The sequence below is a fragment of the Armatimonadota bacterium genome (genome assembly GCA_031432545.1).
Classification (GTDB): Bacteria; Sysuimicrobiota; Sysuimicrobiia; order Sysuimicrobiales; family Sysuimicrobiaceae; genus Caldifonticola; species Caldifonticola tengchongensis.
Genome location: JAVKGX010000003.1, coordinates 187,121 through 198,011, shown reverse-complemented (window position 1 = coordinate 198,011; position 10,891 = coordinate 187,121). Strand labels below are relative to the sequence as shown.

Genomic DNA, 10,891 nt, shown 5'->3' with positions numbered 1-10,891 from the left:
GCTGGGTTGAGGGCCCCGACATTACAAAACCCCGGGAGCACCCGGGGTCAAGGGAAGTCTAGCACAACCCGCCGGCCGGTTTCAGGAAGCTTCCACGCGGTTGCCGCCGGCGCGCTTGGCGCGGTACATCGCTTCATCCGCAGCCCGCAGCAGCGCGTCGGGGGTGCTCGCGTCGTCGGGGAAGACGGCTACGCCCACGCTCGCGCTCAGGCGCATCTCGGCCTCGCGGGCGGCGTCCTCGATCCGCCGGCGCAGCCGCTCGGCGACCTGTAGGGCGGCGAGTTTGGGGGCGCGCGGCAGCACGAGGACGAACTCCTCCCCGCCCAGGCGCGCCGGCAGGTCCATGCCACGGCTGACCTCAGTCATCATGCGGGCCACCTGCCGCAGGACCTCGTCGCCGTACATGTGGCCGAACAGGTCATTGACCTGCTTGAACCCGTCGAGGTCCAGGAGCAGGAGCGCCACGGGATAGGTGTAGCGGGCCGCCTGGGCGAGTTCCCGCTGCAGCATCTGGTGCAGCGCCCTGTGGTTCGCCAGCCCCGTCAGGGAATCGGTCAGGGCCATGCGCTCCAGTTCGGCGTCCCTGTCGGCGCGCTGGACGGCCGCGGCAGCCAGCGTCGCGTACGCATCCAGCATCCCTCGCATCTCGTCGGGGAACGCTTCGGGCTCTGTGCTGGCGACGCTGAGGACGCCGATGACCTCACCCTCGATGCGCAGGGGCAGCACGAGTTCGGAGCGCACACCGGTGGCGGCTTCGATGTATCGGGGCTCTCGATGGACGTCGGGGGCGTAGTACGGCCACCCGGTGTAGGCCACCCAGCCCACCAATCCATCCTTCCCGATGCGGAACCGCCGCTTCTCTGCGACGTCCGGGTTGCAGCCCCGCTGTGCCGCACAGTACAGCTCACGCGCCTGGCGATCGACCAACAGCACGGCCGCGATCCGGTAACCGAACAGGGTGTGGACCTGGGTGAGGATCTCGTCGAGGACCGCGGCCATGTCCATCGGCCGCAGCAGCCGCTTGGTGGTCTCGAGCATGGTCTGGTGGCTCACCCTGGCCATGCGCCAGGCCGGGTCCGGCTTGGGTCCTCGGGCAAGCGTACGTGTCACCGCGACCTCCTGCGGGGGCACAGAACTCTGGACCATCGGGCCGGAGACGTTGCGCACGGGGAATGGGGTACGGATCTATCTTAAGTGCCTTCGGAGCCGAAGTCGTCAATTCCTCCCCGGCCCACCAGGTTTTCCGTCATCGGGTTCACCATTCCTCCAAAAGATCATCCCGGCTTCGACCGAAAGGACGACCCCAACCGCGCCACCGCGCTCGGCCGGTAGGGTTCCCGGGCCAACCTGCCGAACCCTATATACCCAAAGTCGCTTCGCGCTAGCCATACCCCGGATCACCGCCGGCCCGCGAACCGGTGCGGGGGCGGTGATTCGTTCTAGGACACCCTACCCGGGGAAGAGGGGGATCGGCAGGGGCTTGTGCGACCGCGAGGGCGCCTACGTGCCGTCCAGGTGATTTCCGATGACCACTCGACTGTTCGGTGAGCGTGTACGACGCAACGAGGACCCTAGGCTGCTGACCGGCCAGGGGACGTATGTGGACGACGTCCGCTTGGCGGGGGTGGCCCACGCCGCGGTACTGCGCAGCCCCCACGCCCACGCCCGCATCCGCCGGATCGACACCCGGCGCGCGCGGGAACTGCCCGGTGTGCTGGCCGTGCTGACGCACGCCGACCTGCCACCTGGGCTCGGAGACCCCCTGCCCAAGCTGATCCCGCACCCCACCCTGGTGCACCACAAGACCCAGTACGCGCTCGCCCCCGGGGTGGTCCGCCACGTCGGTGAGCCGGTCGCGTTCGTGGTCGCCGAGAACCGGTACGTGGCCGAGGATGCCGCCGAGCTCATCGAGGTGGACTACGAGGAACTGCCGGCCGTCGTCGACCTGGAGGAGGCGGCGGCCGACAGGCCGGCCCTGGTGCACCCTGACGCCGGGACCAACACCGCGGCCCACTACACCCAGCGGGTTGGCGACTACGAGGCCGCCCGGGCGCAGGCGGACGTCGTGGTCGCCCAGCGGTTCGTCATGGACCGCGGGATGGCCGCGCCCATGGAGTCCCGGGGCGTCGTCGCCCACTGGGACGCCCGGACGCGGCAACTCACCGTCTGGGACAGCACGCAGGCGCCCATCCGCATCCGCAACTACCTGGCCGAGTTGTTCGATCTCGGGCAGAAGGATGTGCGGGTGATCGCGCCCGACGTCGGCGGCGGCTTCGGGCCGAAGATCATGATGTGCTACCCGGAGGAGATCCTCGTGCCGCTGGCCGCGATGCGCCTGGGCCGCCCGGTCAAGTGGATCGAGGACCGCCGCGAACATTTCTTGGCGACCAACCACGAGCGCACGCAAATCCACGACGCAGAGATCGCGCTTACCTCCGACGGGCGTATCCTCGGCGTGCGCACCGTGTTCCTCTACGACGCCGGAGCCTACATCCCGTACGGGCTGATCGTCCCGATCGTGGCCGAGTGCACGCTGCCCGGTCCGTACAGGATCCCCAACTACCACGCGGAGTTCCGTGCGGTGTTCACGAACAAGACGATGGTCAGCCCCTACCGCGGCGCGGGCCGGCCGCACGGCGTGTTCGTTATGGAGCGGCTGCTGGACCTGGCGGCGCGCCGCATGGGCATCGACCGCGCGGAGATCCGCCGCCGCAACTTCATCCGGCCCGACGAGTTCCCCTACGACGTCGGGCTCATCTACCAGGACGGTGCCACGCTCGTCTACGACAGCGGCGACTACCCCGCGACGCTCGAAGACGCGCTTGGGGCCGTCGACTACGAGCGGTGGCCGCAGCGAAAGGCCGAGTTCCGGGCGCAGGGGCGCCGTGTTGGCCTGGGGTTCGCCTGCTACGTCGAAGGGTCGGGCATCGGACCCTACGAGGGTTGCCGCGTCACGGTCGAGCCCTCCGGCAAGGTACACGTGGCCACGGGTGTGGGCACGCAGGGTCAGGGGCACTTCACGTCGTTCGCTCAGATCGTCGCCGACGCGCTGGGTGTGGACGTCGGGGACGTGCACGTGACGACCGGAGACACCGGGGCGTTTGGCTGGGGGACCGGTACGTTCGCCAGCCGCGCCGCGGTGGTGGCCGGGACCGCCGTCCACCTGGCGGCCCAAGCGGTACGCGAGAAGGCGCTTACGGTCGCCGCCACGATGCTCGAGGCGAGCCCCGAGGATCTCGAGTTGGCCCATGGTCGGGTCGCGGTGCGCGGAGCGCCCGGGCGGTCGGTCCCGCTCGGGGAGGTGGCGCGCGCTGCCAACCCCCTGCGCGGCGTAATCCCCTCCGAGTGGGAAGGGCCTGGGTTGGAGGCGACCCGCTACTTCGCCCCGCCGCGCGGGACGTTCGCCAACGGTGTGCACGCGGCGCTCGTCGAGGTGGATCCGCAGACCGCGACGATCCGGTTCCTGCGATACGTCGTCGTCCACGACTGCGGGGTCGTCATCAATCCGATGATCCTCGACGGCCAGATCCACGGCGGCGTGGCGCAAGGCATCGGCGGGTCGTTCTACGAACGTCTCGTGTACGACCAAGACGGCCAGCTGCTGACGGGGTCGTTCATGGACTTCCAGATTCCCACGGCTATGGAGGTGCCCGACATCGAGATCGTGCACCGCCAGACGCCGACGCCCCTCAACCCGCTGGGGGTGAAGGGCGCGGGCGAGGGAGGCGTGATCCCGGTACCGGCCGTTGTCGCCCAGGCGATCGAGGATGCCCTCGACGACCTAGACCTGGTCGTCACGCAGATGCCCCTGCACCCGGACGCGTTGTTCCAGTTGATCCAGCAGGCCGGGAAGAGGAGAAACGTATGACGGAGGGATTCCTATGAGAATCGAGGGCGCCGAGACGCTTCACGCCCCGCGCGACCGGGTGTGGCAGATGCTCAACGACCCGCAGTCGCTCGCCTCTTGCACGCCGGGTCTGAAGGAACTCAACCCCCTCGGGCCCGACGAGTTCGAGGCGGTGATCTCGATCGGCATCGCAGCGGTCAAGGGGACCTACAAGGGGAAGCTGCGGATCACCGAGCGGGCCGCGCCGCAGCGGTACGCGATCCAGGTCGAGGGCAGCAGCGGCGCGGGGTTCGTGCGCGCCAGCGGCGCCATCGAACTCGAGGACCGCGGCGGCGAGACCGGCGTGCGCTGGTCGGGCGACGTCCAGGTCGGCGGGGCGCTGGTCATCGGCACGCGGATGATCCCCGGCATCGCGAAGATGCTGGCCGGTCAGTTCTTCCAGTGTCTGGACCGCAAACTGGCCGAGGCCCCATGAAGCCCCCACGCTTCGACTACTACGATCCGCACACGCTGGACGAGGCGCTGGCGCTGCTGGCGGAGCACGGCGACGAAGGGAAGATCCTGGCCGGCGGCCAGAGCCTCCTGCCGCTGCTGAGCATGCGCCTGGCGCGCCCGCGGGTACTGATCGACATCAACCGCCTCATTGAACTCGACTACGTGCGCGCCACGGACAAAGAGGTGCGCATCGGGGCGACGGCGCGGCAGCGAAGGATCGAACGCAGTGACGCCGCACGACGCTTGCCGCTGCTCCTCGATGCGATCCGCTGGATCGGACACCCGCAGATCCGCAACCGCGGGACGGTGTGCGGCAGCCTCGCCCATGCCGATCCGGCGGCGGAGTTGCCCGGCGTGGCCGCGGCCGTGGGCGCGACGTTCGTCGTGCGCAGCGCCGCGGGTGAGCGCCTGCTACAGGCGGAGGAATTCTTCGTCCACTACCTGACCACCGGATTGAGAGCCGACGAGATGCTGGTCGAGGTGCGGTTCCCCGTCTTCCCGAACGGATGGGGCTGGGCGTTCGAGGAGGTGAGCAACCGTCACGGCGACTATGCGCTGTGCGGCGTGGCGGCCGGCGTCCGGGTGGAAGAGGGGCGGGTCGTCGAAGCTCGGCTGGCCTACGTCGGGGTGGGCCCGGTGCCGGTGCGCCTGGTCGAGGCGGAGCGGGCCGCCGCTTGCGGCGAGGCCGTCGACGAGGGTGCCCGCGCCGCTGCCGCAGAGGCCGCATCGCGCCTGGAACCGGACGGGGACATGCACGCGTCGGCGGAGTTCCGCCGACACCTGGCCGGTGTGCTCACACGGCGCGCGCTCCACCGCGCCCACCAGAGAACGGCATCTGGGGATCGAGCCGTGCAAGCGCCCGCGACCCCACCCGACCTGGCGGCCGGGATCGGGGACCGCGGGGTGACGCTGGGCGAACGCACGCAGCCGCCGCTTGAGCTGGGTGGCGAACCCGCCCGCCGGATCCGCATGCGGGTCAACGGCGTCGAGCACGCGCTGACGGTCCCGGTGCGCAAGACGCTGGCCGATGCGTTGCGAGAAGACCTGGGCCTGACCGGGACCCACCTGGGATGCGAGCACGGGGTGTGCGGCGCCTGCACGGTGCTGCTCGACGGCGAGGCGGTGCGCTCCTGCCTGCTGCTGGCGGTCCAGGCGGACGGCGCAGAACTGATCACGGTCGAGGGTCTTGGCTCTCCCGACAGGCTGCACCCGCTGCAGCAGGCATTCTGGGAGCACCACGGACTGCAGTGTGGATTCTGCACACCGGGATTCCTGACGACGCTCGTCGCATTCCTCCGAGACAACCCCGCGCCCACGCGCGAGCAGATCCGCGAGGCGATCTCCGGAAACCTGTGCCGCTGCACCGGATACGTGAACATCGTGGACGCCGTGGAACGCGCGGCGGCGCTGATGCGGCAGGGCCGGTCCGGCTCGTAGGAGCCGACCCGCCCCACCTCCCATGGCTTCACGGCGGATCGTCTCGTATCCGGCGCCCCGACGCCCCCTCCTCGAAGGCACGGCCGCCGGGCGCGTCCTGTCGGTACACCGCCGCAGCGTGTACGTGGAACTGAGGCCTCCGACGGGCGGCGCCATCCTCGCGATCGTGGACGCCGAGCTGGGAAACGGACCGCTCAATCTCGTCGCGGACCGCCTCGACACGGAACAGTTCTGCCTGCGCCAGGGCGATCGCGTCTGTCTGGTCGACGGCCAGATGACCGTGGGCGGCGGTTCGTTTCCTGGCGCGAAGCCGCTCACCCTATCGGTGCGCGAAGCCCGCCCGCACGACCCTCACTTGCGCCTTTGTGCCACAGATCTCGATCCAAAGGCCGTGTCTGCGTGCGCCGCGTTCGTGGCGCGAGAAGGGCCCGCCGACGGTCTGGCGGTCCTGCTGTCGGTGCTGGACGCGACGCCCCGCACGCGTGCGCTGCCGTCCGCCTGGCAACAGAAGGCGCTCGCCGCCGCGCAGACCCTGCTGCGCGGCCTACGCACGGACGAGGCGGATGAGATCCGAAGCGGAGCGCAGCGGCTGTGCGGCCTGGGTCTTGGGTTGACGCCCTCGGGCGACGACTTTTTGGTCGGCGTGCTGATCGGCCTCCGGCTCGCCGGCGCCGATCCGCGACCCATCGTCGAGGCGGCCACCGACACCACGCGCATCTCGCGCGCCTACCTCGAGGCGGCGGCCCACGGACAGGCGAACGAACCGTGGCACGATCTGCTGCAGGCGTTACGGAGCGAAGGCGGCTGGGAGCCGTCGGCGCGCAGACTGCTGCGCTGGGGCGAGACGTCCGGTGCGGACATGATGGCGGGCTTCTTTGCATGGTGGAATGGATGTGTTGGCGGACGGCCGCCCGTCACCCGGTACAATGGAAGCGTCTAAGATGGAGCCGCTGTTGCTGATCGCCAACCCCTATGCCGGCGGGGGACGCATCGGCGACCTGATGCCGACGATCGCGCGCGTCCTGCGGTCCCGCGGGGCCGCGCACGAAGTCCGTACGGCCTCGGGGTTCGAGGCATTTGCCTCGTTGGCCGAGCGCGCGGCCGACGAGGGATTCGGGGCCGTGGTCGCTGTCGGGGGGGACGGCACCGTCAACGCCGTGGTCAACGGGGTGATGCGCGCCGGCGCCCGCATCCCCGTGGGCATCATCCCCGCCGGCACCGCCAACGAGTTCGTCCGCAGCCTCCCCATCCCGCGGGGCGTGCAGAAGGCGGCGCAGGTCCTCACGACGGGCGTACCCGCAGCGATCGACGTGGCCGAGGTGAACGGACGCTACTTCGCCAACGTACTGGGGATCGGGCTGGACGCCCGCGTGGCCGCCGGAGCCAGCCGGCTGCGGGACCGGCTCAGCATGCGCGGGCGTGCCGTCTACTACCTCGCCAGCCTGCTAGAACTGGTGAGCAGCCGCGAGCCCGTCCGCGTCGAGGTGGTCACCGAGTCGGACGCCTTCAGCGGTTCTGTCCTGGCGATCGTCGCTGTCAACGGCCGCATGTACGGCGAGCGCGTCCCCTCCCTCCCCGCACCCGGTCTGCGCGACGGCCTGCTCGACCTGTACATCGTACGGGAAACCCACCGGATGCGGTCGATCAACGTGACGTGGAAGGTGATCCGGCGGACGCCGGTCCCCGAGGTGCTCATGCAGCGCTGCGGGCGGGTCACCGTCGAGGCCGACCGCAGCATCGACGCGCACGTGGATGGCAATCCCCTGGGGCGCGCGCGGCGGTTGGAAGCACGGGTGGTGCCGCGCGGCATCCGCGTGCTGCTGCCACCCGACGCCCTGCCGTGGAGGCCGGTGCCGCGTCCTGTCGAAGCGGCCGCGCGCTGATCCGATGACAACCGCATCGGACAACCCCGCGCGCGCCCAGCCCGCCCAAGCGGGACCGGCGATCCTTGTGCTGTCCGCGACCTACGGGGGCGGCCACCAGCGCGTAGCCGAGGTGCTGGACGGGGTCTGGCGCGAAACCGCGCCCGGTGTCCGGGTTGAGATCGTCGACTTCTTCGACGCGTTCGTGAACCCGACGCTCAACCATCTCACGCGCTCTCTGTACATCAACAGCGTGCGGCACGCGCCCCGGCTGTGGGGCGCGTTCTACTATGCCACCGGGAACATTCGCCCCGACTCACCGACCCAGAAGTGGATCAATCGGCTCGGCCGCCGGCGGTTGGCGGCTTACATCCGGGAGCACAAGCCCGACGTCGTCGTCCACACGCACCCGACGCCGGCGGGCGTGATGTCCGATCTCAAGGCCGAATCGATCGTCGACCGGCCGGCGGCGGTCGTGATCACCGACTACGCCATCCACTCACAGTGGATCCACCCTCACGTCGAACGCTACTGCGTCGCGACGGACGAGATCCGAGCCGGGCTGGAGGACCGCGGCATCCCGCCCGAACGCATCACCGTCACCGGCATCCCGATCGACCCGGTGTTCGCCACACCGATGGACCGGACGGAGGCCGCGCGCCGCCTGGGGCTGGACCCTGCACGGACAACCGTCCTGGTCATGGCCGGTGCGTACGCGATGCTCGGCGGCGTCGTGGACGTCCATCGTGTGCTGATGCACAGCTCCCGGCCGGTGCAGGCGGTGTTCATCTGCGGCCGCGATCCGGCCCTGGTGGAAAGGCTCCGACAGCGCAGCCGGCGGCGGCCGGACTTCCACGTCCACGGGTATGTGACGAACGTCCACGAGTGGATGAGCGCAGCCGACCTGCTCGTGACGAAGGCAGGCGGGATCACGGTCTCCGAGGCCCTGGCCAAGGAACTGCCGATGGTCGTCTATCGCCCGATCCCCGGCCAGGAGGACTGGAACACGCGCACCGTCGCCGGCGCCGGCGCGGCCAAGGTTGCCAGGGACCCCGAGGACCTCGCGCGGGTGCTGGACGCGTTGCTGGCCGACCCCGGAGAGATCGAGTCGATGCGACGGGCAGCCCGGCGCCTCAAGCGGCCGCGCGCCGCGCACGACGTCGCGCGCGTGGTCCTCGACCTCGTCGCGAGCGCATGATCGCCGCGGCCCGCACTCCGCTCGCCCCTCACGTCGCCGTGATCGGTCTGGTGGAGTGCGCCCGCGGGGCGCTGCTGTTCACACTGCTGCCGAACCACCTCCGCTTCGGGGTCGGTCACCAGATGTCGGTGGTCGGTCTGGCGCTCTCCGCCTACTACATCGCCGAACTCGCAGCCAAGGTACCTTCGGGGTGGCTGGTCGACCACTGGGGCCGGCGCGTCCCCCTGTACGGCGGCATCACGCTGTCGTTGCTGGCGGTCGTGATGTTCTCCCGAGTGGAGTCGACCGCGGCGATCCTGCTGGCCGCAGCGATCGGGGGACTGGGCGCGTCACCGGTCTGGCCGTCGGTGGTCAGCGGCGTCGCAGAGGCGACCGAACCGGGAGGCCGCGGCGGCGCGATGGGGGCGGTGTTTACCAGCTGGATGATCGGCACCGGTACTGGGTTCGTCGTCGCCAACTTCCTGCTGGAGATCCACACCGCCGTGGCGTTTGGGTTCGTCGCAGGCTGCCTGACGGGCGCGCTCGTCCTCGCACGCCGGATCATCGCCGACCGGTCGACGGGTCGGGTACAGGAGGCGCTGCGGGAATCGGTGCACGAGGTGGAGATCACCGCCGCGCGGCTGTGGCCGCTCATCGGGGGGATGTTCCTGCAGACCGTCTCCATCGGCATGCTCATGCCGATCCTGTCGCCCTACGCACGCGAGGTGCTGAGTCTGAGCCCGTTCTGGATCGGCGTCCTGCTGGTGGCCGGGCCGGGTCTGACGGTGCTGTTGCTCGTCCCGCTCGGCCGAACGATCGACCGGGTCGACCGCGTGGAGGTCCTGCCCGCCGCGCTCGCCCTGGGCGCGGCGGTCCTGTTCGCGCTGCCGTTCTTCCGGTCGCTGTGGATCCTCATCCCGCTCGTCGCGATCCTCGGCCTGGGCTACGCGACGATGCTGCCGGCGTGGAACGCGCTCATCATGGACCTGCTGCCGCCCTCGCGGCGTGCCACGCTGCTGGGGCTGGCGATGTCGATCGAGGGGATGGGAATCGCGTTCGGCACCACGATCGGCGGCGTGCTGTGGGACTCGTTCGGCCCGTCCACCCCGTTTCACGCCGCTGCCGTGCTGCTCGTCGTCGTGGCCATGGGCTACGTGGCGCTGCTGCCGAAGTCGGTCGAGCCGGTGCTAAACCGCCGCGCTCGGCGCGCCGTGGACCGCACGGGGCCGCATCCGTGAGCCTCTTGTGGATCGCGGGGGGAGCCGGTGTGTGTGCACTCGCCTACACTGTGGGTGCTCAGGCCGCGGCGCGCGCCGGCGGTGCGGTTCGCCGCGGTCCCGCGGTGATGCGCGTCGCGCTCACCTTCGACGACGGCCCACATCCCGAATGTACCCCGCGGTTCCTCCAGACCCTTGCCCGGTACGGCGTCCGCGCGACGTTCTTTCTCATCGGGCAGCACGCTGAGGAGGCACCGGACGTCGCGCGCGCGATCGGCCAGGCCGGGCACGACGTTGGCAGTCACACCTACCGCCACCGCCACCTGTGGCGTCTGGGACCGCGCGCCACGCGCGAGGAGATCGCCCGCGGACGCCGGGCGGTGGAGCGGACCGCAGGGGTCGACCCGCGCTACTTCCGTCCACCGTGGGGAACGTTCAACGCGGCGGCGCTGCGAGCGTGCCGAGCGGAGGGCCTGATCCCGGTGCTGTGGACCGTCCGCGGCGAGGGCTACCGCTGGCGACCTGCGGCCTCGGAGATGGCCCGAGAGGTGGTGCGCCGCTGCCACCCCGGCGCGATCGTGAACCTGCACGACCGCGGAGGCTTCCCCGACACCCCCGAGCGTGTCCTGGGCGCTCTGCCGGAGATCATCGCGGGCTTGCGGGCCAGAGGATTGGAGCCGGTCACGCTGTCGGATCTGCTGGCGTCCGAATGCAGCGGGCGGGAGTCGGGAGTCGAGCATCCGGGCTGAGCGGCGCAGTGCCGCTGGCCGACGGCGGCCCGCGGGAGGCCGAACGCTACGTCCCCCGTTGCACAGCACCCCGGGGCCACCACCCGACGGCGCGGGAACCTCCGTCA

General features: G+C 70.5%; 9 protein-coding genes. 8 read left to right on the top strand and 1 reads right to left on the bottom strand.

What is annotated here, in order from left to right; translation table 11 throughout:
* Positions 1-81: 81 nt before the first annotated feature.
* Positions 82-1,110 carry a sensor domain-containing diguanylate cyclase gene (locus tag QN163_05595; GenBank protein ID MDR5683483.1) on the bottom strand — a complete coding sequence of 343 codons (1,029 nt, stop codon included), beginning with the start codon at positions 1,108-1,110 and terminating at the stop codon, positions 82-84.
* Positions 1,111-1,525: 415 nt separating this feature from the next.
* Here QN163_05595 and QN163_05590 point away from each other — a divergent pair, with 415 nt between their 5' ends.
* From QN163_05590 to QN163_05555, 8 genes are read left to right on the top strand one after another with little or no spacing between them, the layout of a single operon-like run.
* Positions 1,526-3,868, top strand: a complete 2,343-nt coding sequence (locus QN163_05590; protein ID MDR5683482.1) for a xanthine dehydrogenase family protein molybdopterin-binding subunit — start codon at positions 1,526-1,528, stop codon at positions 3,866-3,868.
* Positions 3,869-3,881: 13 nt separating this feature from the next.
* Positions 3,882-4,322, top strand: a complete 441-nt coding sequence (locus tag QN163_05585; GenBank protein MDR5683481.1) for a carbon monoxide dehydrogenase subunit G — start codon at positions 3,882-3,884, stop codon at positions 4,320-4,322.
* A complete protein-coding gene (locus QN163_05580) occupies positions 4,319-5,779 on the top strand; it encodes an FAD binding domain-containing protein (GenBank protein ID MDR5683480.1) in 1,461 nt (486 codons plus the stop codon). Before QN163_05585 ends, QN163_05580 begins: the two co-directional genes overlap by 4 nt.
* 22 nt (positions 5,780-5,801) lie before the next feature.
* Positions 5,802-6,719: a DUF2877 domain-containing protein gene (locus tag QN163_05575; GenBank protein MDR5683479.1), complete on the top strand. Its 918-nt coding sequence runs from the start codon at positions 5,802-5,804 to the stop codon at positions 6,717-6,719.
* Position 6,720: 1 nt separating this feature from the next.
* Complete coding sequence (locus QN163_05570) at positions 6,721-7,662, top strand: diacylglycerol kinase family lipid kinase (protein ID MDR5683478.1); 942 nt, start codon at positions 6,721-6,723, stop codon at positions 7,660-7,662.
* A 4-nt stretch (positions 7,663-7,666) separates the two neighbouring features.
* The gene (locus QN163_05565) at positions 7,667-8,839 is read left to right on the top strand and encodes a glycosyltransferase (GenBank protein MDR5683477.1); all 1,173 of its coding nucleotides are present in this window, start codon (positions 7,667-7,669) and stop codon (positions 8,837-8,839) included.
* Positions 8,836-10,056, top strand: a complete 1,221-nt coding sequence (locus QN163_05560) for an MFS transporter (protein ID MDR5683476.1) — start codon at positions 8,836-8,838, stop codon at positions 10,054-10,056. The genes QN163_05565 and QN163_05560 overlap by 4 nt, the downstream gene beginning before the upstream one ends.
* Complete coding sequence (locus QN163_05555; GenBank protein ID MDR5683475.1) at positions 10,053-10,784, top strand: polysaccharide deacetylase family protein; 732 nt, start codon at positions 10,053-10,055, stop codon at positions 10,782-10,784. The genes QN163_05560 and QN163_05555 overlap by 4 nt, the downstream gene beginning before the upstream one ends.
* The last annotated feature ends 107 nt before the right edge of the window (positions 10,785-10,891 follow it).